This is a genomic window from Rugamonas fusca (assembly GCF_014042365.1).
Lineage (GTDB): Bacteria > Pseudomonadota > Gammaproteobacteria > Burkholderiales > Burkholderiaceae_D > Rugamonas > Rugamonas fusca.
In genome coordinates this window covers 65,358-89,685 of record NZ_JACEZS010000003.1, presented here as the reverse complement: position 1 = coordinate 89,685, position 24,328 = coordinate 65,358, and the positions used below count along the sequence as shown (strand labels likewise).

At 64.6% G+C, this 24,328-nt stretch carries 20 protein-coding genes; 10 read left to right on the top strand and 10 right to left on the bottom strand.

The window, feature by feature from the left end:
- The first annotated feature begins 89 nt into the window (after nucleotides 1–89).
- Nucleotides 90–1,871, top strand: a complete 1,782-nt coding sequence (locus H3H36_RS05180; protein WP_182214894.1) for an ABC transporter substrate-binding protein — start codon at nucleotides 90–92, stop codon at nucleotides 1,869–1,871.
- A 401-nt stretch (nucleotides 1,872–2,272) separates the two neighbouring features.
- On the opposite strand, the gene H3H36_RS05175 is transcribed toward H3H36_RS05180, so the two are convergent.
- From H3H36_RS05175 to H3H36_RS05150, 6 genes are all read right to left on the bottom strand, one after another.
- The gene (locus H3H36_RS05175) at nucleotides 2,273–3,400 is read right to left on the bottom strand and encodes an acyl-CoA dehydrogenase family protein (protein ID WP_182214892.1); all 1,128 of its coding nucleotides are present in this window, start codon (nucleotides 3,398–3,400) and stop codon (nucleotides 2,273–2,275) included.
- Nucleotides 3,401–3,454: 54 nt separating this feature from the next.
- The gene (locus H3H36_RS05170; RefSeq protein ID WP_182214889.1) at nucleotides 3,455–4,123 is read right to left on the bottom strand and encodes an SDR family oxidoreductase; all 669 of its coding nucleotides are present in this window, start codon (nucleotides 4,121–4,123) and stop codon (nucleotides 3,455–3,457) included.
- Nucleotides 4,124–4,215: 92 nt separating this feature from the next.
- Nucleotides 4,216–5,415 (bottom strand): acetyl-CoA C-acyltransferase, encoded by a 1,200-nt coding sequence (locus H3H36_RS05165; RefSeq protein WP_182214886.1) that lies wholly within the window; start codon nucleotides 5,413–5,415, stop codon nucleotides 4,216–4,218.
- Complete coding sequence (aceK, locus tag H3H36_RS05160) at nucleotides 5,408–7,234, bottom strand: bifunctional isocitrate dehydrogenase kinase/phosphatase (RefSeq protein ID WP_182214883.1); 1,827 nt, start codon at nucleotides 7,232–7,234, stop codon at nucleotides 5,408–5,410. Before aceK ends, H3H36_RS05165 begins: the two co-directional genes overlap by 8 nt.
- Before the next feature lie 72 nt (nucleotides 7,235–7,306).
- Nucleotides 7,307–8,491 (bottom strand): isovaleryl-CoA dehydrogenase, encoded by a 1,185-nt coding sequence (locus H3H36_RS05155; protein ID WP_182214881.1) that lies wholly within the window; start codon nucleotides 8,489–8,491, stop codon nucleotides 7,307–7,309.
- Between the two features lie 120 nt (nucleotides 8,492–8,611).
- A complete protein-coding gene (locus H3H36_RS05150; protein WP_182214879.1) occupies nucleotides 8,612–9,022 on the bottom strand; it encodes a MerR family transcriptional regulator in 411 nt (136 codons plus the stop codon).
- A gap of 128 nt (nucleotides 9,023–9,150) precedes the next feature.
- On the opposite strand from H3H36_RS05150, the gene H3H36_RS05145 reads away from it, so the two are divergent.
- The 3 genes from H3H36_RS05145 to H3H36_RS05135 all read left to right on the top strand — a co-directional run bounded on the left by H3H36_RS05145 (nucleotide 9,151) and on the right by H3H36_RS05135 (nucleotide 11,419).
- Nucleotides 9,151–10,209 carry an MBL fold metallo-hydrolase gene (locus H3H36_RS05145; RefSeq protein ID WP_182214876.1) on the top strand — a complete coding sequence of 353 codons (1,059 nt, stop codon included), beginning with the start codon at nucleotides 9,151–9,153 and terminating at the stop codon, nucleotides 10,207–10,209.
- Between the two features lie 298 nt (nucleotides 10,210–10,507).
- Nucleotides 10,508–10,915 carry a hypothetical protein gene (locus H3H36_RS05140; protein WP_182160925.1) on the top strand — a complete coding sequence of 136 codons (408 nt, stop codon included), beginning with the start codon at nucleotides 10,508–10,510 and terminating at the stop codon, nucleotides 10,913–10,915.
- Nucleotides 10,916–11,236: 321 nt separating this feature from the next.
- Nucleotides 11,237–11,419, top strand: coding sequence for a hypothetical protein (locus H3H36_RS05135; RefSeq protein WP_182215371.1), 183 nt, complete (start codon nucleotides 11,237–11,239; stop codon nucleotides 11,417–11,419).
- 129 nt (nucleotides 11,420–11,548) lie between these two features.
- Here the strand turns inward: H3H36_RS05135 and H3H36_RS05130 are convergent, their stop codons facing one another.
- Both H3H36_RS05130 and grxD read right to left on the bottom strand, forming a co-directional pair.
- Entirely contained in the window at nucleotides 11,549–12,142 is a 594-nt protein-coding gene (locus H3H36_RS05130) for a UbiX family flavin prenyltransferase (RefSeq protein WP_182214874.1), read from the bottom strand.
- Nucleotides 12,135–12,446: a Grx4 family monothiol glutaredoxin gene (grxD, locus tag H3H36_RS05125; protein ID WP_182160927.1), complete on the bottom strand. Its 312-nt coding sequence runs from the start codon at nucleotides 12,444–12,446 to the stop codon at nucleotides 12,135–12,137. Before grxD ends, H3H36_RS05130 begins: the two co-directional genes overlap by 8 nt.
- Before the next feature lie 240 nt (nucleotides 12,447–12,686).
- On the opposite strand from grxD, the gene H3H36_RS05120 reads away from it, so the two are divergent.
- The 3 genes from H3H36_RS05120 to H3H36_RS05115 all read left to right on the top strand — a co-directional run bounded on the left by H3H36_RS05120 (nucleotide 12,687) and on the right by H3H36_RS05115 (nucleotide 14,198).
- Complete coding sequence (locus tag H3H36_RS05120; protein ID WP_182214871.1) at nucleotides 12,687–13,025, top strand: hypothetical protein; 339 nt, start codon at nucleotides 12,687–12,689, stop codon at nucleotides 13,023–13,025.
- A gap of 171 nt (nucleotides 13,026–13,196) precedes the next feature.
- Complete coding sequence (locus H3H36_RS27310) at nucleotides 13,197–13,319, top strand: hypothetical protein (RefSeq protein WP_255461791.1); 123 nt, start codon at nucleotides 13,197–13,199, stop codon at nucleotides 13,317–13,319.
- Between the two features lie 54 nt (nucleotides 13,320–13,373).
- Nucleotides 13,374–14,198, top strand: coding sequence for an AraC family transcriptional regulator (locus H3H36_RS05115; protein ID WP_182214869.1), 825 nt, complete (start codon nucleotides 13,374–13,376; stop codon nucleotides 14,196–14,198).
- Here the strand turns inward: H3H36_RS05115 and H3H36_RS05110 are convergent.
- On the bottom strand, nucleotides 14,155–14,778 hold the full coding sequence (locus H3H36_RS05110; RefSeq protein WP_182214867.1) for a LysE family translocator: 624 nt from the start codon (nucleotides 14,776–14,778) through the stop codon (nucleotides 14,155–14,157). The two genes, H3H36_RS05115 and H3H36_RS05110, sit on opposite strands and share 44 nt — an antisense overlap.
- 212 nt (nucleotides 14,779–14,990) lie before the next feature.
- A complete protein-coding gene (locus H3H36_RS05105) occupies nucleotides 14,991–17,339 on the bottom strand; it encodes a Tex family protein (protein ID WP_182214864.1) in 2,349 nt (782 codons plus the stop codon).
- A 261-nt stretch (nucleotides 17,340–17,600) separates the two neighbouring features.
- Here H3H36_RS05105 and H3H36_RS05100 point away from each other — a divergent pair, with 261 nt between their 5' ends.
- From H3H36_RS05100 to H3H36_RS05090, 3 genes are all read left to right on the top strand, one after another.
- Nucleotides 17,601–19,835, top strand: coding sequence for an RCC1 domain-containing protein (locus tag H3H36_RS05100; RefSeq protein WP_182214862.1), 2,235 nt, complete (start codon nucleotides 17,601–17,603; stop codon nucleotides 19,833–19,835).
- Nucleotides 19,836–19,970: 135 nt separating this feature from the next.
- Entirely contained in the window at nucleotides 19,971–23,087 is a 3,117-nt protein-coding gene (locus H3H36_RS05095) for a DEAD/DEAH box helicase (protein ID WP_182214859.1), read from the top strand.
- A 50-nt stretch (nucleotides 23,088–23,137) separates the two neighbouring features.
- The gene (locus tag H3H36_RS05090; protein ID WP_182214857.1) at nucleotides 23,138–24,292 is read left to right on the top strand and encodes a PAS domain-containing sensor histidine kinase; all 1,155 of its coding nucleotides are present in this window, start codon (nucleotides 23,138–23,140) and stop codon (nucleotides 24,290–24,292) included.
- Nucleotides 24,293–24,328 lie beyond the last annotated feature (36 nt).

Below are 24,328 nucleotides of genomic sequence, written 5' to 3'. Positions count from 1 at the left end.
AAGCGGGGGTTCCTCGGACTAGATGGGATAGGCAATATTGCAGCCAGAGTATAGAGTATGCTGGCCGCGCATTCTCAACGGAATATCACATGAAGCGTTACTGGACCACCATCGTGGCCGCCACCGTGCTGGCGCTGGCCGGCTGGAGCGGCGCCGCCAGCGCCACCCCGGCCGCCACCCCGCCCGTGCTGCACGCCTTCCTGAGCACGGGCGAAACGGGGCTGGACCCGGCTGTCGCGTCCGACCTGGCCAGCCTGAGCCTGCTGGAAAACCTGTTCGACCCGCTGCTGCGCTACGACTACCTGGCCCGTCCCGTGCGGCTGCAACCGAACACGGTCAGCGCCATGCCCACGGTGGACGAAGGCGGACTGCGCTACACCTTCCACCTCCAGCCCGGCATCGTGTTCTCGCCCGATCCCGCTTTCCGCGGCGCGCGGCGCGAAGTGACGGCCCAGGACTACGTGTACAGCCTGATGCGCCTGTACGACCCGGCCCTCAAATCGCCGTGGCTGTTCCTGCTCGAAGGCAAACTGGAAGGCGACGGCGCGCTCAAGGGGGACGGCTTCCGCTACGACCGCCCCATCGCCGGCCTGCGCGCGCTGGACAAATACACGCTGCAATTGCGGCTGACGGCGCCCGATCCCAACTTCCTGTTTTATCTCGCCATCCCCGCCACCGGCGTGGTGGCGCGCGAAGTGGCGGAAGCCTACGGCAGCCAGTTCGGCAACCACCCGGTGGGCACCGGCCCGTTCGTGATGGGCGAATGGAAGCACAGCGACAAGATCACGCTGCTGGCCAACCCGGATTTCCGTCCCACCGTGTTCCATGCCGGGGCGGACGTGGCGCCGGCCGACCGCGCACTGGCCGCGTCGCTGGAAGGCAAGCGCTTGCCGCTGGTGCGGCGGGTGGAAGTGAAGATCATGGAGGAATACCAGTCGCGCATGCTGGGTTTCCTGAACGGCGAATTCGACTACCTCGAGCAAGTGCCCGAATCGATGAAGGACATGGTGCTGACGGCCGACGCTACGCCCACGCTGAAGCCCGAACTGGCGCGCAAGGGCATGACGCTGACGCCCTTCCCCGTGCTGCAAACCTACTACATGTGGATGAACATGGACGACCCGCTGGTCGGCGGCTACAGCAAGGACAAGGTGGCGCTGCGGCGCGCCATCGCGCTCGGCTACAACGGTGCGGAAGATATCGCGCTGTTGAAGAAGGGCCTGGCCCTGCCCGCGCAAACGCCGCTGCCGCCCAACGTGCGCGGCTACGATCCGGCCTTCCGCAGCCCGACCGCCTACGACCCCGCGCTGGCGCGCGCGCTGCTGGACCGCTACGGCTATCGCATGGGCGCGGATGGCTACCGCCGCCAGCCCAACGGCCAGCCGCTCACCCTCATCATGCACACGGAGCCGACCACGGTGGGCCGGTTGCGCGACGAATTGTGGCGCAAGAACCTGAACGCGATTGGCCTGCGGGTCGAATTCAAGAGCGACAAGAAGACGGAAGTGATCAAAGCCTCGCGGCTGGGCAAGGTGATGATGTTCGAGACCAACTGGATCGCCGACTTCCCCGACGGCGACAACTTCTACCAGCTGCTGTACGGCCCCAACAGCGGCCGCGCCAACTACGCCCGCTTCAACCTGCCCGCCTTCAACCAGCGCTACGAGCAGGCCAGCAAGCTGGCCGACTCGCCCGAGCGTACCCGGCTGTTCAACGAGATGGCCCAGTTGCTGCACGCCTATGCGCCGTGGGTGCTGCTGACCCACCCCATCTCGGCGGACCTGCGCCAGCCTTGGCTCAGGCACTACAAGCGCCACCCCGTCGAGCTGACGGCGTGGCGCTACCTGGACGTGGACAGGGACGGCAAGTAACGGCAGGAAAAGAATTTGTGCGCCGCACGAAGACCTGTGTTACACTACGTTCAGTGGTGAGGCCTGTTCGCAGGCAGTGCCGCTATCCAGTAGCATGCGCCGCGATTTGTATTGTGTAAGTTCGAATTGTGCAAAGCCGCAAACGCTTGGATTTGTAATTCCGAATACGTTGGTCGATTTACACGTTGGGGGCACCACGCAGATAGCATGGGCGCCCGAGACTCTGGAGGCACTTTGCAGATAGCACTGGCGTCCGGCACGATTAAAGCATAGGTAATACATTGGAATAAAGCTCGCTAAGGCGAGCTTTTTTTTCGTCCGCCGCCACCGCAAATTGGGGACGTAGCAAAATTGAATGGCGCGGCGCCCTGTTTCATTTTGCTACGTCCCCAATTGCGGGATTAGAGGGCGCGGGCGATCAGCAGTTTCTGGATATCGCTGGTGCCTTCGTAGATCTGGCACACGCGCACGTCGCGGTAGATGCGCTCGACCGGGAAGTCGGACACGTAGCCGTAGCCGCCATGCACCTGGATCGCGTCCGAACACACGCGCTCGGCCATCTCCGAGGCGAACAGCTTGGCCATCGCCGCTTCCTTCAGGCAGGGCAGGCCGGCGTCCTTCATCGACGCCGCGTGGCGGATCAACTGGCGCGCCGCTTCGATCTGGGTCGCCATGTCGGCCAGCCGGAACTGCACGGCCTGGTGGTTGAAGATGGGCTGGCCGAAGCTTTCGCGTTCCTTGGCGTAGGTGAGCGCCGCTTCATACGCGGCGCGCGCCATGCCGACCGACTGCGAGGCGATGCCGATGCGGCCGCCTTCCAGCCCGGACAGGGCGATCTTGTAACCCTGGCCTTCCTCGCCGATCAGGTTCTCGGCCGGGATGCGGCAATTCTCGAACAGGATCTGGGCCGTGTCCGACGAGTGCTGGCCCATCTTCTGCTCCAGACCGGCCACAATGTAGCCGGGCGTGGAAGTGGGCACCCAGAACGCGCTGATGCCCTTCTTGCCGGCCGCCTTGTCCGTCACGGCCATGACGATGGCCACGTCCGCGTATTTGCCGCTGGTGATGAATTGCTTGACGCCGTTCAGCACGTAGCTGTCGCCGTCGCGCGTGGCCGTGGTGCGCAGGGCGGCCGCGTCGCTGCCCGTGTGCGGCTCCGTCAGGCAGAACGCGCCCAGCATCTCGCCCTGGGCCAGCGGCCGCAGCCATTGTTCCTTCTGGCGTTCGTTGGCGTACATCATGGCGATGCTGCACACGGGGCAGTTGTTGACGGAGATGATGGTGGAGGTGCCGCCGTCTCCGGCCGCGATCTCCTCCAGCACCAGCGCCAGCGACACGTAGTCCAGGCCCGCGCCGCCCAGCGCTTCGGGCACGGCCACGCCGAACGCGCCCAGCGCGGCCAGTTCCTTCAGTTCCTGCTTGGGGAAATAGTGTTCCTTGTCCCAGCGCGCCGCGTTGGGCGCCAGGCGCTCCTGGGAAAACGCGCGCAGGGCGTCGCGGATCATATTGTGTTCGTCGCTCAGAATCATGTTGTCTCGTGTTCGTTATTGAAGGGGGCGTACCGCCGGCGCGCGCGCAGACGCTTACCAGCCGATCGGCGTGCCGTCGTAATTGCGATACACCGCGTGCTCCGCGTGCGGCAAGCCAGCCAGCGTGCTGCGGATGCCGGCCGCGCTGGTGCCCACGTCGAGGTCGGCCTCGGCCCCGCCCATGTCAGTGCGTACCCAGCCCGGATGCAGGGCCACGCAGGTGGCGCCCTTGGCGCCGTACTGGATGGCCGTGTCGATCAGCACGGAATTGAGGGCCGCCTTGCTGGCCCGGTACAGCGTGCCGCTGGCGTTGTCGCGCTCGGACAGCGAGCCCATGTGCGACGACATCACGGCCAGCTTGCCGCGCGCCGCGCACACCAGTGGCGCCACGATGGGCAGCAGCCGCATGGCGGCCAGCACATTGGTGTGCATCACGTTGTCGAAGTCCGATTGCAGCGGGAAGCCGTCGTGGCGCGGGCCGTACACGCCCGCGTTGAGGATGGCCACTTCCAGCTGTTCGCCGTCGAGCCGCCAGCCGAGCGCGGCGCACGCTTCCACGTTGGTCACGTCCAGCGTGTGCGCTTCGGCGCCCAGGTCGGCCAGCGCCTGGCAGTCGGGCGCCTGGCGCGCCGTGGCGATCACGCGCCAGCCGTCGGCCAGGTATTGGCGCGCCAGTTCGTGGCCAATGCCACGCGAGGCGCCGATGATGAGTGCGGTGGGCATGGGAATCCTTTATCTGCTGCGGTTGCTGGGTGACGCGGCGCCCGCCCCGGCCCCGCACAAGGGGGGACGGGGCCGCGTCGTACGGTTGGCGCTTAGGCCAGTTCGATCGCCATTGCGGTGGCCTCGCCGCCGCCGATGCACAGGGCGGCCACGCCGCGCTTGCCGCCGGTGCGCTTGAGGGCGCCGATCAGGGTGACCAGGATGCGGGCGCCGGAGGCGCCGATCGGGTGGCCCAGCGCGCAGGCGCCGCCGTGCACGTTGATCTTCTCGTGCGGGATCTCCAGGTCGCGCATGGCGGCCATGGCCACGGCGGCGAACGCTTCGTTGATCTCGAACAGGTCCACGTCCTTGGTGCTCCAGCCGATCTTGCTGTACAGCTTCTGCACGGCGCCGATCGGGGCCGTGGCGAACAGGTCGGGCGCCTGGGCGTGGGTGGCGTGGCCGTGCACGGTGGCGATAGGCGCCAGGCCCAGCTTCTTGGCCGTGGAGGCGCGCATCATCACCAGCGCGGCCGCGCCGTCGTTGATGGACGAGGACGAGGCGGCCGTGATGGTGCCATCCTTCTTGAACGCGGGGCGCAGCGCGGGGATCTTGTCGAGCTTGGCCTTGAGCGGGCCTTCATCCTGCTCGATCACGGTATCGCCGCTACGGCCGGACACGGTCACGGGCGCGATTTCCCACTTGAAGTAGCCCTCGGTCGTGGCCCGCTGGGCGCGCTTGACGGATTCGATCGCGAACGCATCCTGCGCTTCGCGGGTGAACTGGTACTTGGCCGCGCACTCTTCCGCGAAGGTGCCCATGGAGCGGCCTTCGCCCGTTTTCTCGTTGCGCGAGTAGGCGTCTTCCAGGCCGTCGTACATCATGTGGTCGAACAGCATGCCATGGCCGATGCGGTAGCCGCCGCGTGCCTTGGGGATCAGGTAGGGCGCGTTGGTCATCGATTCCATGCCGCCGGCCACCACCACCTCGGCGCTGCCAGCGACCAGCTGGTCGTGCGCGAAGATGGCGGCCTGCATGGCCGAGCCGCACATCTTGGACAGCGTGACGGCGCCGGTGGAGGTGGGCAGGCCGCCCTTGAGCAGGGCCTGGCGGGCCGGGGCCTGGCCCTGGCCGGCCATCAGGCAGTTGCCGAAATAGACGTGTTCGACCAGCTTGGGATCGACGCCGGCGCGCTCGACGGCGGCGGCGATGGCCACGCCGCCGAGGTCATTGGCGCTCTTGGAGGAGAAATCGCCCTGGAAGGCGCCCATGGGGGTGCGTGCCGCACCGACGATTACGATGGGATCATTCATTTTCTAAGGTCTCCATAAAGGGGGGCGGAGTGACCGCCGGGGGGGGGGTGAGGTGCTGGTGGCAAAAACGGATGTGTTGCGGATACGGAAACACGTCGTCCACGTAGCCTTCCTGGATGCGCTGCTTGCGGGCTTGCCAGTAGGACTGGGTCAGCAGGTCGGCGTGGTGCTTCATGAAATACTTGCGGATCTTGGCGTTACCGAGCAGGAAGGTGCCGAACTGTTCGGGGAACACGTCGTTCCTGGCGATCGGGTACCACGGTTCGGACGCCATCTCCTCCTCCTCCGTGCGCGGGGTGGGGATCACGCGGAAATTGCAGTCGGTGATGTACTCGATCTCGTCGTAGTCGTAGAACACGACGCGCTGGTGGCGGGTGACGCCGAAGTTCTTGTACAGCATGTCGCCGGGGAAGATGTTGGCCGTCACCAGTTCCTTGATGGCGTTGCCGTATTCGAGCACGCCATGTTCGATCTGGGCGTCGTCGCCATCCTTCTCGGCGTTGCTGAGCCAGATGTTGAGCGGCACCATGCGCCGTTCGATGTACAGGTGCTTGATGATGATCTGCTCGCCATCCTCCTCCACCAGCGACGGCGCGTAGTGCTTGAGCTCGGCGATCAGGTCGTCCGTGAAGCGGTGCCTGGGGAAGGCCACGTTCGAATATTCGAGCGTGTCGGCCATGCGGCCCACGCGGTCGTGGTTTTTGACCAGCAGGTATTTTTCCTTGATCAGCGCACGCGTGGTTTCCTTGGGCGGCGGGAAGAAATCCTTGATCACCTTGAACACGTAGGGAAAGGACGGCAGCGCGAACACCAGCATCACCAGGCCGCGGATGCCGGGCGCGATCTCGAACTGGTCGGACGAGTGCTTGAGGTGCTGCAGGTAGTCGCGGTAGAACAGCGTCTTGCCCTGCTTTTGCAGGCCGAGGATGGTGTACATCTCGCTGCGCGGCTTGCGCGGCATCAGGCTGCGCAGGAACTGCACGTAGGCCGACGGCACTTCCATGTCCACCAGGAAGTAGGCGCGCGTGAACGAGAACAGCACCGTGATCTGTTCCAGGTCGAACAGCACCGTGTCGAGGATCAGTTCACCGTTGCGGTTGTGCAGGATGGGCACGATGAACGGGTATTCCTTGTTGCCGTTGATGCCCTTGCCCACGATGTAGGCGCCCTTGTTGCGGAAGAACAGGCTCGACAGCACCTGGATCTGGTGGTTGGGCTCCATGCGGATGGTGCCGAACAACTGGCGCAGGCGCGCTTCCACCAGGTCCACGTCGCGGTCCAGGTTGGCGAACTTCGCGTCGAGTTGAAAGTTCGTGATGATGCGCCGCAGCGCGACGTGCAAGCCATCCTTGCCGGGGTAATAGACGCGGTAGGTGGGCGACAGCTCGTCCGTCTCGATGTACTCGGTCGACACGACCGGGCGCACGAAGATGAAATCGTTGTGGAAGTAGGTGCGGTGCAGGATGTTGCAGCAGACGGAATTGAAGAAGGTTTCGGCCAGTTCCGGCTGCTTGTGGTCCGACAGCATGCCGATGTAGTGCAGCTTCAATTCGCGCCACACGTCGTCCGTCAGTTCTTCCGGGTCGTACTCGTCTTCCAGCATCTGCACGCATTCGTGCACGCGCTTGTCGTAAAAGCCGATGCGCTCGCGCGCGGCCAGCTGGGCCTCGCGCCAGGCGCCCTGCTCGAAGTGCTGCTTGGCCTGCTGGCTGGTCTCGCGAAAGAGCCGGTAGTGCTTGTCGAAACCGTCGCGTATCGTGCGCGCGATGTCGAAAGCGATCTGGGAAGACAGCAGTTTAGGGAAAGCAGCTTGGGTCATCGTCCTACTCGCGGTTGGGCTGGTGAGTGAGCGCCGTTCCCGCGCGGGAACGGCGTACGGACCGCCCCAGCTTTACATCGTTTCCGCGAACAGTTCGCGACCGATCAGCATGCGGCGGATTTCGCTGGTACCGGCACCGATCTCGTACAGCTTGGCGTCGCGCCACAGGCGGCCCACCGGATACTCGTTGATGTAGCCGTTGCCGCCCAGGGTCTGGATCGCCTCGCCGGCCATCCAGGTGGCTTTTTCCGCGCTGTACAGAATGGCCCCTGCCGCGTCCTTGCGCAGCTGGCGGACCGCTTCCGGGGTCGTGGCCCGGTCGCAAGCCTGACCGACGGCGTACACATATGCCTTGCATGCCATCATGGTCGAGTACATATCGGCTATCTTACCCTGCATCAGCTGGAATTCACCGATGGGCTGGCCAAATTGCTTGCGGTCGTGGATGTAGGGCACCACGTTGTCCATGCAAGCCTGCATGATGCCCAGCGGGCCGCCGGACAGCACGGTGCGCTCGAAATCGAGGCCCGACATCAGCACGTTGACGCCCTTGCCCAGGCCGCCCAGCACGTTCTCGGCCGGCACTTCGCAATCCTCGAACACCAGTTCGCCCGTGTGCGAACCGCGCATGCCCAGCTTGTCGAGCTTCTGGGCCACGGAGAAGCCCTTGAAACCTTTTTCGATCAGGAAGGCCGTCATGCCGCGCGGGCCCGCTTCCAGGTCGTTCTTGGCGTAGACCACCAGCACGTCGGCGTCGGGGCCGTTGGTGATCCACATCTTGCTGCCGTTGAGCACCCAGCGGTCGCCCTTGAAGTCGGCGCGCAGCTTCATGCTCACCACGTCCGAGCCGGCATTCGGTTCGGACATGGCCAGCGCGCCCACGTATTCGCCGGAAATGAGCTTGGGCAGGTATTTGCGCTTCTGTTCTTCCGTGCCGTTGCGCTTGATCTGGTTCACGCACAGGTTGGAGTGGGCGCCGTAGGACAGGCCGACGGAGGCCGAGGCGCGCGAGATTTCCTCCATCGCCACGATGTGGGCCAGGTAGCCCATGTTGGCACCGCCGTATTCCTCGCCGACGGTGATGCCCAGCACGCCCAGCTCGCCCAGCTTGCGCCACAGGTCCATGGGGAACTGGTCGTTGCGGTCGATGTCAGCGGCGCGCGGCGCGATTTCGGCGGCGGCGAACTGTTGCACGGCAGCGCGCAGGGCGGCGATGTCTTCGCCATGGTCAAAGGTCAGGCCGGGGAGATGGAGCATGTCATCCTCTATTGTCGTATGGGTGGCTGGGTGGTGATGCGGCAATGATACGCTTGTGTGACGTTAACGTAAACGTCAAGTGAAACGCGCGCGGCGGCGGCCTCAGGGCCCCGCCCGCGCTCAGGGGGTGGCGCCCGCCTGCTGCTCGCCGGCCTGGGCCGCCAGCAGGCGCTTGCATTCGTCTTCATGGGCGGTCAGCTCGGCCAGCGCCATTTCCAGGTCTTCGCGCTGTTGTTCCAGCGTTTCGCGGTGTTGCGACAATACGTTCAGGAAACGGTGCATCTGGGCCGCCGTGTCCTTGGGCGACTCGTACATGTCGACCAGGCTCTTGATTTCCGACAGCGACAGGCCCAGCCGCTTGCCACGCAAGGTCAGCTTGAGCCGGGTGCGGTCGCGCGGCGTGTAGACGCGGTTGCGTCCGCCCGCGCCTTCGCGCGAAGGGCTCAGCAGGCCCTGGTCTTCATAGAAGCGGATGGCGCGCGCCGTCACATCGAATTCACGGGCCAGTTCGGTAATAGTATAGGTCGGCATGGTTGGGCTTGCGGTAAAGTGGCGGAATCAGGGTGACGGGGGCGGCATGCGCCGCTTACAATCGTCGCTCAGCTTCCGTTTACGTCAACGTCAATCACATTGTAGCGCGCCCGCACCGAAAGATCGCCATGAATCCACTTGAATCGCAATTGCAGTATCCGTTGGGCGACACCGTGCCCGCCATCGGCACCGTGACCGCCGTGGCGGACGGCGTCGCGTGGCTGCGCATGCCGCTGCCGTTCGCGCTCGACCATATCAACCTGTGGCTGTTGGACGACAACGACGCGGACACCGGCGCGCCCGGCTGGACCGTGGTCGATTGCGGCGTGGCCACGGACGCGACCCGTGCCGGCTGGGAGGCCATCTTCGCCGGCCCGATGGTGGGCCGGCCGCTGCAGCGGGTGCTGGCCACCCATTGCCATCCCGACCACATCGGCCTGGCCGACTGGCTGGGTCAGCGCTGGCAGGCGCCGCTGTGGGCCACGGCCGGCGAATATGCGTTCGCGCGCATGATGTCGGCCGCCCTGCCGGGCGTGGACGGTTCGTCCGCCGTGCCCCACTTCCAGCGCCATGGCTTGCGCGACCCCGACATGCTCGACAAGATGGCCAGCCGGCGCCAGTACTACCCGTCGCTGGTGCCGTCCGTGCCCGACAGCTACCACCGCCTCCAGGATGGCCAGCTGGTCACCATCGGCGCCCATCAGTGGCAAGTGATCACCGGCTTTGGCCATGCGCCCGAGCACGCCTCGCTGTACTGCGCCGCGCTTAACGTGCTGATCTCGGGCGACATGGTATTGCCGCGCATTTCCACCAATGTGTCCGTGTTCGCCGTCGAGCCCGAAGCGAACCCGCTGGGCCTGTACCTGGACTCGCTGGGCAAGTTCGCCACCCTGCCCGACGACGTGCTGGTGTTGCCCTCGCACGGCAAGCCCTTCCGTGGCCTGCACACCCGCATCGCCCAGCTGCGCCAGCACCACGTGGAGCGGCTGGCGGAAGTGATGGCCGCCTGCGCCCAATGGCAATCGGCGGCCGACATCGTCCCCATCATGTTCAAGCGCACGCTGGACGCCCACCAGCTCAGCTTCGCCCTGGGCGAAGCGCTGGCCCACCTGCACAAATTGTGGCAGGAGGGTATCGTGCGCCGCGAAATGGGCGCCGACGGCATCATGAGATTTCAGCGCCGATAAGCCGCGCCGATAAGCCCTAATGGCGCGCAAGTCCGTAGTTTTACAACGGAAAGTGTGCGTCCGGACTGGCCGGGGGGGGCCATAAAGTGTTATGGTATCAATCTTGCCATTTAACCTCCATCCGCATCCCGCGCCCTGGAAATGACGCTGGCCGCCACCAAATTTAGTTTGGTAGCGGTGTCGGTCATTGGTGTGCCGCGTGTGAGATAGAATGTCAAACGTTAAATCAATTTGTGTCACAATTAGTGTTTGCATACTAGAGACTGACTTTCATGCGGCAACGTGAAATAGTGCAATTATGAATTCTTCCAATGAACGCGAAAGCTTTAGCCAGCGCCTGCAACAGGCTCTCAAAAATGCTCATTACTCTCCCGACAGTCCTACCCGTCTGGCACGGGAATTTAACATTCGCTTCGATGGTCGTCCGATCACGGTCCACGCGGCGCGCAAGTGGCTGGTAGGCGAGGCGATTCCCACCCAGGAAAAGCTGCGCATGATCGCGCAATGGCTGGGCGTGCCGGCGGAATGGCTGCGTTTTGGCGGACCGGAGGCGGGCGCGCCCGCGAGCGAGGGCGGCAATGGCTTGTCGCGCTTCGAATCGGCCGACGTCAAGCTGATCGCCGATTTGCAACGACTCGATGAGCATCACCGCCAGATCGCGCGTGAATTTATCCGTATGCTGGTGCGCGTGAACTACCAAAAGTAACAAATCACCATTTATTGTCCTGAACAAAATCACGGCGGGACAGGCCGCCGATTCCGCATAAATTTAAGCGCACTTAAATCCTCTTCGATTTTTATTCGGTTTTTTTCCTCGAAGCAAAACCGTGGCGGCTTGCGCCAATCTCTCCACCGGGGTCCCGCCCCTTGTGCTGTGTCATACGCGCGACACGCGCGCGGCGCACAATGCCTGACAGACCATTTTATTTTTTGACAATGACTCGCTTCTTTGCAGCGCGGATGCCAAGAGTGGCTCATAATTGGGTAAGTTTCGCGTCGCAGCAGTCTTCACTACGGAGTCGAGCATTTGAGCCGCCTTATCAAAAGTAACTACAGCAACGTCGCACAGCTGAAAGACCTGATGACCGCACCGCCCATGACGGCGGCCCAGCACGCGGAAGTGATGCGCAAGCGCATCGCCCTGCGCCGCATGGTGGAAGAAGCCCGGGAATTGAAACAGGCTTGCGGCGCCCAGTTCGACAAGCGCTAGGGTGTCGTGCCGGGGCCGCCAGGACCCGGCCGGTTGTGCCAGCAGTGCTGTCGCCGCCGCAGCCATGCGGCCGGCGCGTGGGTGGGCTGACGCCGCTCAATCAGTTGTGCCGGGAAGGATGGCGGCCGTTCAGGCGTCCGCCGCCGGCTTCATGCCGGTCCAGCGGGGCGCCAGCGCATGGTCTATGCCGAACAGGTCGATGACGCGGGCCACCGTGTGGTCGACCATCTCGTCTATGCTCCGGGGCTGGTGGTAGAAGCTGGGCAGGGGCGGGAAGATGATGCCGCCCATTTCCGTGACGGCCGTCATGTTGCGCAGGTGGGCCAGGTTGAATGGCGTCTCGCGCACCATCAGCACCAGACGGCGGCGCTCCTTGAGCACCACGTCGGCCGCGCGCGCGATCAGGTTGTCGGACAGGCCATGGGCCACGGCGGCCAGGGTCTTCATCGAGCATGGCGCGATCACCATGCCATCGGACTGGAACGAGCCGCTGGCGATGGATGCGCCCACGTCGCGCGTCTTGTGCACGACGTCGGCCAGCGCCTCGACGGCGCGGCGCGTCATGCCCGTTTCCTGCTGCAGGGTCAGCACGGCGGCCTCGGAGACGATCACGTGCGTCTCGACGCCGGGCATGGCCTGTAAATGGCGCAGCAGCCGCACGCCATACACGGCGCCGGTGGCGCCCGTGATGGCGATGATGAGCCGCCGCGGACGATCAGGCACCGAGCAGGGCCTTCAGTTCGCCCGACTCATACATTTCATTCATGATGTCGGAACCGCCGATGAATTCGCCCTTGATGTAGAGCTGTGGAATGGTGGGCCAGTTCGAGTATTCCTTGATGCCCTGGCGCACTTCCGGATCGTCCAGCACGTTCACGGTGGCGATGTTTTCCACGCCGCAGGCTTTCAGGATCTGGATGGCGCGGCCGGAAAAACCGCATTGTGGGAACTGGGCCGTGCCCTTCATGAACAGCACCACGGGGGTGTTGGTCACGGTCTCTTTGATCCAGGTTTGTACGTCGCTCATAGCTGCCTCAGGGGAAAAAAATAAAGATGCCTGTATTTTATAAGAAAACGGCGGGGCGGGTACGCCGGGGCAGCGCCCGGAGATCATGGTTTTGGCGGAAATCGGGCGGTGCGGGGCGGCGCATGGGCGGCGAGATGCCTCTTGAAATCATCGTGCGGTGTGACCGCGGGCGCATCGCAGGGCATAAATTGACATGCTCCCGACCGTGCAGCACGATCGCATGAAAATGTGGAGGCAGCCATGCTGAAAGAAGTTGGTGCCAGCGGCCAAATATCGCTGGGCAAGAAGTATGCTGAACGGCTGTTTGACGTTATTCATCATCCAGGTGACCGGTTCGAATTGATCCCGGTTCGTGTCGTCGCAACCGCGCCTCCCCCGGCGCCGCAAATCATGCAGGCGCCCGACGGATGGGTGCCGCCCGGCGGCTATGACGGATGCACGCACTGGGCGCTGGACAACCGAGATGCTTTAGAGCAATACGCTCGTCAGGTTGAGGAAGCGGGAACTGCTGCGGAGCAACTGCAACGCTACCTGGCCGGGCATCCGGAACTGATGTCGGGCGACCATGGCGAAATTTGACATTTACGTCAATCCGAACAAGGCCGCGACGCATCACCTGTACGTCGATGTCCAAGGCGATTTTGTTCGCCTGAGCACCAGGTGGTGCATCCGCTTTACCGTTATTTGCCAACCAGGCCCATCATACAAGGGGCGCAGGCCCTGATTGAGGTCGATCGGCAACAATATGTCATGGACGCACCCAACCTGCTGGCGGTGCCGGCGAGTCTGCTGCGCCAGCAGGTGGGCCGGCTGTCGTCGAGTGACCCGTTGGTCGCCGAGTCATGTATCGAGTTCATGTTGCGCGGCGACTGAACGTACTTTGCAGATGCCAGCGTGCCGGTCGCCGGATAGGCGTATCCTTAGCGAATGTCTGCTCCCCCTACCCCCACCGCTCACCACTTCTGGCGCGACGCCAGCTTGCCTTTCATCGAAGCGCGCGCGATCGTCGATGGGCGCAAGGTGCGCTACGCCAAGCACGCGCACGAGACATTTTCGATCGGCGTGATCCGTTCCGGCCGGACCGACTACATTAACCAGGGCAAGCGACAAGGTGTCGGCCCCGGCAGCGTGGTGCTGATGAACCCCGGCGACGTCCACGGCTGCAATCCGTTCGCCGACGAACCCTGGTCATACCGGATGATGTATGTCGATCATGCCTGGCTGGGCCGGCTTCAGCATGGCTGGGGCTTCAGCGCCAACCAGGATTTCCGTCCGTTTGCCGCGACCATGAGCACGGCGCCGGCGCTCTACGACGGCTTCAACCGGTTTTTCGACGTGCTGACGGACGCGGCGGCCGATCCATTGTTGCGGCAGTGTGCGTCGGTGGCGTTTTTCGAGCAAGTACAGTCCAGTTTGGATCCGGCTGCGCGCGTCGAGCGCGATGCCAACCGCAAGCTCGAACGCGCGGCCGAATACATCAGCGACAACTGCACCGCCGCGCTCAAGCTGGAAGACATCTGCGCCGCGGCCGACCTGTCGCCGTCCTACCTGATCCGCGCGTTCAGGAAGCGCTATGGCATGACGCCGCATGCCTACCTGTTAAACCGTCGGGTCCAGCGCGCCCGTGGCCTGCTCAAAGGCGGCGGGACCATCGCCGACGTGGCGCTGGCGACCGGTTTTTCCGACCAGGCCCATTTCCAGCGCACCTTCAAGCAATTCCTGGCTGCGACGCCGGGCCAATATCGCCGCTGAACAGCAGGTAGATGGCGCTGGCCGCCAGCAGCAGCGCCATCGCGCGGTTGAACCGGCGCATGCCCGCCGGATCGGCCAGGCGGCGCTGCAGGAACGTGCCAGCGTAGGCCCAGCACGCGATCGCTACATAGCAGACCGCGCAATACAGGGCGGCGAAGCGCCAGACCAGGGCCGCATCGCCATTGGCGGCGAACGCGCTGACGCCGGCCACCGCCGCCACCCAGGCTTTCGGATTGAGCCACTGCATCGCCGCCCCCACCACCAGCGACGGGCCTTTGCCGTCGCCGGTGAGGGTCAGCTTGCCGTCGTCGCGGGCGAGTTTCCACGCCATCCACAGCAGGAAGGCGGCGCCGGCCAGCTGTGTCGCCTGAGCCAGGGCGGGCGCGCGCGCCAGCAATGCCTGCAAGCCCAGGCCCGTCAACAGCAGCAGCAAGGTGAAGCCGACGGTGGCGCCGGTGACGTGGCGCAAGCTGGCCCGCAAGCCATGGCGCGCGCCGCTGCTGAGCGCGACGATGTTGACCGGACCGGGGGAAATGGAGGATGCCAGCGCGAAGGCGGCCATGGAAATGAGGATGTTCATCGTTGCGGATCTCCGGTGAATTAACGCTATCGGAGCGCAAGATACGTGGGGAGGGCGCGGCTGTATTGAAGAAAATGACCCTGATGCAAAGCGCCGGGCAGCCAACGCCTGGCATGTTGAGGCCGCTTCCGATCGCGCGGGACGGTAGTGCCGCGGAGCGAAAAAAGCCACCCGGAGGTGGCTTTCCTGAATGTTTCGTGCCGGCCCGGCGCTTAGCCGCGCAACTTGGCGAACGCCGCCGCCATGCTGCCGCCGATCGCTTCCGAGCGGGCCGCTTGCTTCTGGTGCTGTCCCAGGCTCTTGCGATCGTTGCGGTCGCCGCGCTGCTGCGGGTTGGCGCCCGCTTGCGGCGCGCTGTCGGTCAGGCGCATGGTGAGGGCGATGCGCTTGCGCTTTTCGTCCACTTCCAGCACTTTCACCTTGACCACCTGGCCGGCCTTGACCACCGTGTGCGGGTCCTTGACGTAGTTGTTGGACAGGGCCGAGATATGCACCAGCCCATCCTGGTGCACGCCGATGTCGACGAAGGCGCCGAAGGCGGCCACGTTGGTCACCACCCCCTCCAGGATCATGTCCGGACGCAGGTCGCGGATTTCCTCCACGCCTTCCTTGAACGTGGCCGTACTGAATTCCGGACGCGGATCACGGCCCGGCTTTTCCAGTTCCTTCAGGATGTCGGTCACGGTGGGCACCCCGAACTGGTCGTCCGCATATTTAGCGGGACTGAGCGTCTTGATCAGGGCCGTCTCGCCGATCACGGCGCGGATATCCTTCTTGATATCGCCCAGGATCTTTTCCACCAGCGGGTACGATTCCGGGTGCACGGCCGAGGCGTCGAGCGGATTCTCGCCACCGATCACGCGCAGGAAGCCGGCCGCCTGTTCAAACGTCTTGTCGCCCAGGCGCGGCACGGCTTTCAGCGCCGCGCGCGACGGGAACGCGCCCTTCATGTCGCGGTAGCTGACGATGGACTGGGCCACCGAGGCCGACAGGCCCGACACGCGCGCCAGCAGCGGCGCCGAGGCCGTGTTCACATCCACCCCGACCGCGTTCACGCAATCTTCCACCACGGCGTCGAGCGAGCGGGCCAGCTGGGTTTGCGATACGTCATGCTGGTATTGGCCCACGCCGATCGATTTGGGGTCGATCTTGACCAGTTCGGCCAGCGGGTCCTGCAGCCGGCGGGCGATGGAAACGGCGCCGCGCAGCGACACGTCCATGTCTGGCAGCTCGCGCGAGGCGAATTCGGAGGCTGAATACACCGAGGCGCCCGCTTCGGACACGACGATCTTGGTCAGTTTCTGCTCCGGATGGCGCTTGATCAAGTCTTGCGCCAGCTTGTCCGTCTCGCGCGAGCCGGTGCCGTTGCCGATCGAAATCAGCGACACGTTGTGCTTGGCGGCCAGTTTCCCCAGCGTATGCAGCGATCCTTCCCAGTCGTTCTTGGGCTGGTGCGGGTAGATCACGGCCGTATCGACCACCTTGCCGGTGGCGTCCACCACGGCCACTTTCACGCCCGTGCGCAGGCCAGGGTCCAGGCCCATGGTGGCGCGCTGGCCGGCCGGCGCGGCCAGCAGCAGTGCCTTGAGGTTGGTGGCGAAGATGTTGATCGCGTCCAGTTCCGCCCGTTCGCGCAGCGCGCCCATCAGTTCCGTTTCCAGGTGCATGAAGCTTTTCACGCGCCAGGTCCAGCGCGCCGTGTCGGCCAGCCACTTGTCGGCCGGGCGGCCGGCCTGCTTGATGCCAAAGCGGGCCGCGATGCGGCTTTCGCATGGGTTGTGGGGCGCGTCCCACTTCGGTTTTTCCGCTTCCGTGTCCAGCCGCAGCGTCACATCGAGAATGCCTTCGCGGCGGCCCCGCAACAGGGCCAGCGCGCGGTGCGAGGGCACGGTGCCCAGGGTTTCCGAGTAATCGAAGTAGTCGGCGAACTTTTCGCCCTCTTCCTGTTTGCCATCAACGACTTTCGATTCCACGACGCCATGATCGAGGACATATTCGCGCAGCGATTGCAGCAAGGTGGCGTCCTCGGCGAAGCGTTCCATCAGGATCTGGCGCGCGCCGTCGAGGGCTGCCTTGATGTCGGCCACGCCGGGATTGTTGCCGTCGGCCGTGGTGAATGGTTCGCGCAGGAACTTGTTGGCTTCCATTTCAGGCGTCAGTTCCGGGTTGGCCAGCAGGGCGTCGGCCAGCGGCGCCAGGCCAGCCTCAATGGCGATCTGGGCCTTGGTGCGGCGTTTTTGCTTGTACGGAAGATACAAGTCTTCCAGCCGGGTCTTGTCTTCCGCGTGCATCACGGCATCGAGTAATTCCGGCGTCATCTTGTTCTGCTCGGTGATCGAGGCGACGATGGCGGCGCGGCGCTCTTCCAGCTCGCGCAGGTAGCGCAGCCGTTCCTCGAGCAGGCGCAGCTGGGTATCGTCCAGCCCGCCCGTGGCTTCCTTGCGGTAGCGGGCGATGAAAGGCACGGTGGCGCCCTCGTCCAGCAGGGCGATGGCGGCGGCGACCTGAACGGGCTTGGCGGCCAGTTCCAGGGCAAGACGTTGTTCGATGGAAGGCAACATGGCAGACGATTCCTAAGCTAACAAGCCCGGAATGATACGCAATCGTGGCGAATGCGCCAGTCTTGACAGCCCAATAGGACTGTGCACGGGCTGCACTCGGCAAAAAATTACTATTTACACCAAATTTACTGTTTACCAATAAATCTATTTCAGGTATGTTTCCGCGCTGAATTGTTATGTCTTTATATTTGCAAATTGTAAACTCCGTCCTCCGCCGTGCGTGCACGGACTTGCCTGGGGCATCAAATGGGAAGATTGCGCATGAAATCGAAAAATACCTGTCTCGTCCTGGCCGTGCTGTCGGCGATGGCGGCTTGCGGCGGCGGCAACGACACGGCCGTCAGCGCACCCCCAACGAGAACGTTATCGCAGCTCAGCACGGCGGGCGCCGCCGGCACAGGCGCTGACTACAGTACCGTCGTGCAGGAGCTCTACGTGGCCTACTTTGGCCGTCCTGCCGACAGCGGCGGCCTGGCCAACTTCCAGGCTGCGCTGGCCGCCGCCGGTGCGCCGGCCGACATTGCCCAACTGACCTCGGCCTATGGCAGCAATCCGGCCGTCCGGCAACTGATCGACAGTTTCGGCACCAGCGATGAATCGAACCGCCTGTATGGTGGCGACAGCAAGGCCTTTGTGACGGCGGTCTACCAGAGCATCTTCAACCGCGCGCCATTGGCCAGCGGCCTGCAGTTCTGGGCCGATGCCATCGATACCGGTACGCTTACCCGGGGCAACGCCGCGCTGTCCATCATGTCCGGCGCCTTGAACAACCAGACGGCGCAGGGGTTGATCGATGCCGCCGCGGTGCGCAACAAGGTGGCGGTGGGGGCCAGTTTTACCGCCGCCATGGTCACGCCGGCCAATGTGAACGGCTACAAGGGCCAGGCGGCGGCGGCGGCGGCACGCGCCATGCTGACTGCGGTTGACAGCAACACCGACACGGCGCAATACCGCAGCACGGTGGCGGCTACCCTGGCCAGGATGTCCGTCAGCGCCACCAGCAAGGCCGACAGCTTCCAGTGGAATCTGGTCACGCCGGCCCAGCTGGTCGTGACCGATGCGCAGGGCGTCGCCTTGCCATCGACGGGCTTGCGCTGCGTCGCCGTCGATGCCAGTGCCTTGACCGTCGCGGCCGATTGCAGCACGATCCAGGCCAAACGCCTGGGCGCCCAGAAGATCACGGTCAGCGGCAGCAATGTGCTCGCAACCATGCAGCTGACGGTGATTCCGCAGCGCCAGCCGTTCGGCACCCATGGGGTGACCAGCCATTACGGCAGCGGTGATTACAACCTGCTCGTCACGGCGGCCGGCAACGTGCAGGCGTGGGGCGCCAACACGGCGGGCGTACTGGGCCAGGGGTTGTCCTACAGCAAACTGAATGGCAGTTCCCTGCCCCTGATGGTGAAAGACGCCGCCGGCACCGGCAATCTGGGCAATATCGTCGCCGTGTCGGCCGGCGACCAGGTCGCGCTGGGCTTGACGGCCGATGGCGAAGTGCTGGCATGGGGCGACGGCCAACCCATGACGCGCGAGAACACCGATACCGTTACCCACTTGCCGGTCAAGGTGCGCAATCCGGCCAATTCGGGCAATCTGCAGCATGTGGTGCAGGTGGCGGTGGGCGACGCCAACGCGGCGGCACTGGCCGACGATGGCACGGTGTACAGCTGGGGTTACTACGCGGGCCAGGGCACCACGGCCAGCGCGCGTTACCCGAACCAGGTCCGGAACCCGGCCGGTACCGGGGCCCTGAACAATATCGTGGCGATCTCGGCCGGTTCCGATTTCACGTTGGCGCTGGCGGCCGACGGCAAGGTGTATGGTTGGGGCTGGAACAATTCCGGCGAGACGGGGCGCGGTACGACAAGTACCCAGGAGGCGCTGCCGGCCACGGTCAAACTGGCATCGGATAATTCGGAGCTGACCGATGTGGTGGCCATTTCGGCCGGTTACAATTTTGGGCTGGCCTTGACGGCCGATGGCCACGTCTACGCCTGGGGCAACAACAGCCAGGGGCAACTGGGCCAGAATGCCGTGGCGGGCAGCTATTACCGGGCCGTGCCCGTCAAGGATGCGAGCGGCGCAAACTTGAGCAATATCAAGATGGTGAGTGCTGGCGGCGGCCACGTGTTGGCGTTGGATAATAATGATAATGTCTTGAGCTGGGGCGCAGGCAGCGACGGCCAGCTGGGCGATGGCGCCAACCGCAGCGCCGGCGGCGCGCGCCTGAAACCGATTCCTGTGGTCAACACGGATTCCGTCGGGGCCCTGGACAGCATCGTGGCCGTGGGCGCCGGATATAACCACAGTCTGGCGTTGCGCAACGACGGCACGGTGCTGATCTGGGGCGATGGCTTCAACAACAACCTGGGCCAGGGCGGCAGCGGCAACACCGACAGCGCGGTCCCGCTCACGGTGAAAAATGCTGCCGGCAACGGCCCCTTGCAACTGTCCAGGCTGGAGACCTTCCAGAATCTCTTGATGCGGGGCCGCTAGCCCGACTGTTGTACCGGTGTCGGGGCGGCGCCTGTACAGCAAGATAGTTTAGCTAAACAGCAGTACAGAATTGTCGGTATGGCGGATAATATTGCGTGTTGCAGTTTTTGAACCGTTTTTAGACTAATGCGCCCCATGGATATCACCCGCGACGACGCCACCGATGCCCCAGCCGTACCGGCACGCCCCGCGCCGCCCGCGACCCAATTGTCGTACGCTGTCGCCACCTGGCTGCAGCGGGTGGATGCGGCCGCGCATCCCAAGGCCAAGCTGCCCGCCGTCCCGGTCGATGCCGATCCCAAGCAGCCCCAGTTCCGTTTGATCTACGTGATGGCGCCCACCAGCGGCGGGCGTCACGTGGCGCTGTGCCTGTACAAGGCGCGCCTGCGCCCCAATGGCGACGTGGCCGCCGCCAGTCCCGTGAGCGAAGTGTTCTCCCTGTTGTCGGCCCCGCCCACCTTCCTGGCGCCCGGCGACGAGGACTTGATCCGCTTCTTCGTGGCCATGCGCAGCGGCGCCGCGTCGCAGACGGGCAGCGCCACCGAGCCGCGCGGCAAGATCGGCGCGGCCTTGCTGCAAATGCTGTCCGACCAGGAGAAATTGCTGTGGGCCAATTCTTGGGCCGATGTCGGCAATGGCCTCGTGTATCCGCTCAAGGCCGGGCCGTTGCGTCCGGCCAACCTCGTGTGGCGCGAGGAAGGCAAGGGCTTGCGGCTGGGCTGGCAGGTGGAGGCGCCCGCAGGCGCGCGCCACCACGGTGCCGACCAGATCGACTACATGTTGCCGACCGACCCACCGTGGTATATCGACAACCTGTCGTGCGGCGTGTTGCAACTGAACCAGGGCGGCGCCGCCATTCCGTTGGCCGAACTGCAGGCGCTGGTGGCCCAGGCGCCGTTGTTGACGGCCAACGACAAGGTGCGCGTGTCGCAACTGTTGCTGGCCTATGGCTTGCAGCAACTGATGCCGTTGCCGCAACCGTTGCCCCAGCGCGTGCGCGAGGATGTGCGGCCCCGCCCCGTGTTGCTGCTGGACGCGGCCATGCTGGCCGATGGCAGCTTGCAGCGCTGGCATGATTTCGCCGTGCTGTCCTTCGATTACGACGGCGAGCGGGTGTCGTTCGACCCGTCCCAACGCGTGGTGCGCCAGCGCGGCGAGGTGACGGAAATCATCCAGCGCGACACGGCCGCCGAGACGGCCGCGCTGGAACTGCTGCAAGCGATGGAGTTCCGCAAGCCGACGGCCCTGCCGCTGAGCAGCGTGAAAGGCGGCCAGCTGCTGCCCGGCCAGGCCGACTGGATACGCTTCGCCGGCGATGGCCTGGCCACGCTGCTGGCGCAAGGCTGGAAAGTGGAGAAAAGTCCCCGCTACCGCTACGACATGACGGCGGTGGACGACTGGTACGCGGACGTGACGCTCGACAGCGCCGACGGCGGCCACGCCTGGTTCGAGCTGGAGCTCGGTATCGTCGTCAACCAGCAGCGCGTGCCGCTGCTGCCGGTGCTGGTGCAGCTGATCCGCAACGCGCCCCATGATTTCAATCCGAAAACCATGGCCGCCCACGCGGCCCACGACCAGATGCTGGCCACGCTGCCCGACGGCAGCCGGGTGGCCTTGCCGTGGGGCCGGGTCCAGCCCATCCTCAACACGCTCGGTGAGTTGTATTTCAGCGACAAGATCAAAAATTCGCTGCGCATGGCCACGCTGGACGCGGCCCGGCTCGACGAACTGTCGCGCAACGTGGAACTGTGCTGGACCGGCGGCGAGGAATTGCGCCAGATGGGCGCGCGCCTGAACCAGTTCGGCGCCGTCAAGCGGGTGGCCACCCCGGCCGGCCTGCAGGCGACCTTGCGCGATTACCAGGCCGACGGCCTGGCCTGGATGCAATTCCTGCGCGAATACGGTTTCGCCGGCATTCTGGCCGACGACATGGGCCTGGGCAAGACGGTGCAGACGCTGGCCCACATCCTGGTGGAAAAAGAGGCGGGCCGGCTGACGGCCCCCACCCTGGTGATCGCGCCCACCAGCCTGATGGGCAACTGGCAGGACGAGGCGGCCCGCTTCGCGCCCGGCCTGCGCGTGTTGCTGCTGCAAGGCAAGGACCGCATGGCCCAGTTCGACCAGATCGCCCAGTCCGACCTGGTGCTGACCACCTACGCCTTGTTGCCGCGTGACGAGGAAAAACTGCGTGAGCATGATTTCCACCTGGTCATCCTGGACGAATCGCATTACATCAAGAACACCCGCAGCAAGGCGGCCCAGAGCGCCGGCCTGTTGCGCGCGCGCCACCGGCTGTGCCTGTCGGGCACGCCGCTGGAAAACCACCTGGGCGAGCTGTGGTCGCAATTCCACTTCCTGCTGCCGGGCCTGCTGGGCGACGAGAAAACCTTCAACACCCAGTTCCGCCACCCGATCGAACGCCAGGACGATCCGCTGCGGCGCGCCCTGCTGAACCGCCGCATCAAGCCGTTCCTGCTGCGCCGCACCAAGGACAGCGTGGCCAAGGAATTGCCGCCCAAGACGGAAATGGTGCGCAAGGTGGAACTGACGGGCGCCCAGCGCGACCTGTACGAAACCGTGCGCTTGGCCATGGACCAGAAAGTGCGCGAGGAAATCGACCGCAAGGGCGTGGCGCGCAGCCAGATCGTGATCCTGGAGGCGCTGCTCAAGCTGCGCCAGGTGTGTTGCGACCCCCGTCTGGTCAAGTCGTTGCCGGCCAAGAAGCTGACGGCCGGTTCGGCCAAGCTGGCCGACCTGATGCAGATGGTCGAGGACTTGCTCGAGGAAGACCGCAAGATCCTCGTGTTCTCCCAGTTCACCTCCATGCTGGAGCTGATCGAGCAGGAACTGGAGGCGCGCGACATTCCGTACGCCTTGCTGACGGGCGACACCAAGGACCGCGGCGCCCAGGTGGCCGCGTTCCAGCAGGGCGCCGTGCCGATCTTCCTGATCAGCCTGAAGGCCGGCGGCGTCGGCCTGAACCTGACGGCGGCCGACACGGTGATCCATTACGATCCGTGGTGGAACCCGGCGGCGGAAAACCAGGCCACGGACCGGGCCTGGCGCATCGGCCAGGACAAGCCCGTGTTCGTCTACAAGCTGATCGCCAAGGGCACGCTGGAAGAGAAGATCCAGGTCTTGCAGCAGAAGAAATCGGACCTGGCGCAATCCATCCTGGCCGAAGGGGAATCGCAGAAGATGGCGCTAACTCAAGAAGACTTGCAGCAGATCTTCGCCCCGCTGGTCGATTAGGGCTGACAGGGCTATACTCGCCATGTTGCTTTATAAATGTAGTTTCATCCATGCAAACAGCTCAGGAACTCGAAACAGCACTGCGGGAGGCCCGTCTGAACGAGGCCCGCTACCGGCTGCTGCTCGAGCACAGTAGCGAAGTGAGCTGGATGGCCGACTGCGCCAGCGGCCGGCTGACCTATCTGAGCCCGGCGGCCGAGCGCCAGTTCGGTTACCGGCTCGACACGGTGCAGCCGCTGGCGGCCGCCCTGCTGGCCGACTTGCCGGCCCGGCTGGCCCGGCTGGCGGCCGGCGACCTCAGCCGCATGCGCGTGGTGCGCCAGTCCGAGCAGCCGCACGCCGACGGCCACCCGGTGCCGGTCGAGATCGAGTCGACCGTGGTGCTGGGCGACGATGGCCGTCCCGCCACCCTGGTGGGCGTGGTGCGCGACCTGAGCGCGCAACGCGCGCTGGCCGAGCAGCAAAAGAAATTCGCGTCCATGGTGTCGCACGAGTTCCGCACCCCGCTGGCCACCATCGACGGCGCCATCCAGCGCCTGGAAATGACGGGCGCCCACCATGACGAGGCCACCCGCAAGCGGTACACCAAGATCCAGAGCGCCGTCGACCGCCTGCTGGCCATGGTGGATGACTACCTGTCGCCGGAGCGGCTGGCCAGCATTGGCCGCGCCCGCCAGCCCAATGAACTGTCGCCGCAAACCCTGCTGGAGACGGCCGCCGCCCAGGCCCGCACCCGGCGCGCGGGCATCACGGTGCGCTGCGACGGCTTGCCGCAGTGGATACGCTGCGACCCCGATGGCTTGCGGCTGGCAATAGAAGTTTTACTCGACAATGCAATTAAGTACACAAAGCCCGATACCGCGATAGAATTGATAGGTAAAAAGGCAATGGCAGGCGGCATCGAGCTGTTGGTGCGCGACCATGGCACCGGCATCGCGCAAGCGGACCTGGCGCGCGTGTGCGACAAGTCCTTCCGTGGCGCCAACGCGGCCGGCATTGCGGGTTCGGGCCTGGGCCTGTACATGGCGCGGGCCGTGGTCGATGTGCACGGTGGCACCCTGGACGTAAAGAATCTTCCTGAAAGCGGCGTGGAATGTCGGATTTGGTTGCCGGCCCCTGCCGCCGCCGGGAAAAGCCTTGCACAAGCAGTAGGCAGCAGTGATAATTCCCCGACGCAAGTTCACTCTGCCACGGGGCAGAACTGAGCACGATTGCTCACTCATCGGACCGAATGGCGCATC

What these genes read in the sequence shown, in the direction of transcription:
- H3H36_RS05140 (WP_182160925.1), top strand. Translation starts at nt 10,508, where the DNA reads ATGAATTCTTCCAATGAACGCGAAAGCTTTAGCCAGCGCCTGCAACAG.
- H3H36_RS05100 (WP_182214862.1), top strand. Translation starts at nt 17,601, where the DNA reads ATGAAATCGAAAAATACCTGTCTCGTCCTGGCCGTGCTGTCGGCGATG.
- grxD (WP_182160927.1), bottom strand. Translation starts at nt 12,446, where the DNA reads ATGAGCGACGTACAAACCTGGATCAAAGAGACCGTGACCAACACCCCC.
- H3H36_RS05090 (WP_182214857.1), top strand. Translation starts at nt 23,138, where the DNA reads ATGCAAACAGCTCAGGAACTCGAAACAGCACTGCGGGAGGCCCGTCTG.
- H3H36_RS05180 (WP_182214894.1), top strand. Translation starts at nt 90, where the DNA reads ATGAAGCGTTACTGGACCACCATCGTGGCCGCCACCGTGCTGGCGCTG.
- H3H36_RS05155 (WP_182214881.1), bottom strand. Translation starts at nt 8,491, where the DNA reads ATGCTCCATCTCCCCGGCCTGACCTTTGACCATGGCGAAGACATCGCC.
- H3H36_RS05165 (WP_182214886.1), bottom strand. Translation starts at nt 5,415, where the DNA reads ATGAATGATCCCATCGTAATCGTCGGTGCGGCACGCACCCCCATGGGC.
- H3H36_RS05120 (WP_182214871.1), top strand. Translation starts at nt 12,687, where the DNA reads ATGCTGAAAGAAGTTGGTGCCAGCGGCCAAATATCGCTGGGCAAGAAG.
- H3H36_RS05175 (WP_182214892.1), bottom strand. Translation starts at nt 3,400, where the DNA reads ATGATTCTGAGCGACGAACACAATATGATCCGCGACGCCCTGCGCGCG.
- H3H36_RS05110 (WP_182214867.1), bottom strand. Translation starts at nt 14,778, where the DNA reads ATGAACATCCTCATTTCCATGGCCGCCTTCGCGCTGGCATCCTCCATT.
- H3H36_RS05115 (WP_182214869.1), top strand. Translation starts at nt 13,374, where the DNA reads ATGTCTGCTCCCCCTACCCCCACCGCTCACCACTTCTGGCGCGACGCC.
- H3H36_RS05095 (WP_182214859.1), top strand. Translation starts at nt 19,971, where the DNA reads ATGGATATCACCCGCGACGACGCCACCGATGCCCCAGCCGTACCGGCA.
- H3H36_RS05150 (WP_182214879.1), bottom strand. Translation starts at nt 9,022, where the DNA reads ATGCCGACCTATACTATTACCGAACTGGCCCGTGAATTCGATGTGACG.
- H3H36_RS05170 (WP_182214889.1), bottom strand. Translation starts at nt 4,123, where the DNA reads ATGCCCACCGCACTCATCATCGGCGCCTCGCGTGGCATTGGCCACGAA.
- H3H36_RS05105 (WP_182214864.1), bottom strand. Translation starts at nt 17,339, where the DNA reads ATGTTGCCTTCCATCGAACAACGTCTTGCCCTGGAACTGGCCGCCAAG.
- H3H36_RS05145 (WP_182214876.1), top strand. Translation starts at nt 9,151, where the DNA reads ATGAATCCACTTGAATCGCAATTGCAGTATCCGTTGGGCGACACCGTG.
- H3H36_RS27310 (WP_255461791.1), top strand. Translation starts at nt 13,197, where the DNA reads ATGGACGCACCCAACCTGCTGGCGGTGCCGGCGAGTCTGCTGCGCCAG.
- aceK (WP_182214883.1), bottom strand. Translation starts at nt 7,234, where the DNA reads ATGACCCAAGCTGCTTTCCCTAAACTGCTGTCTTCCCAGATCGCTTTC.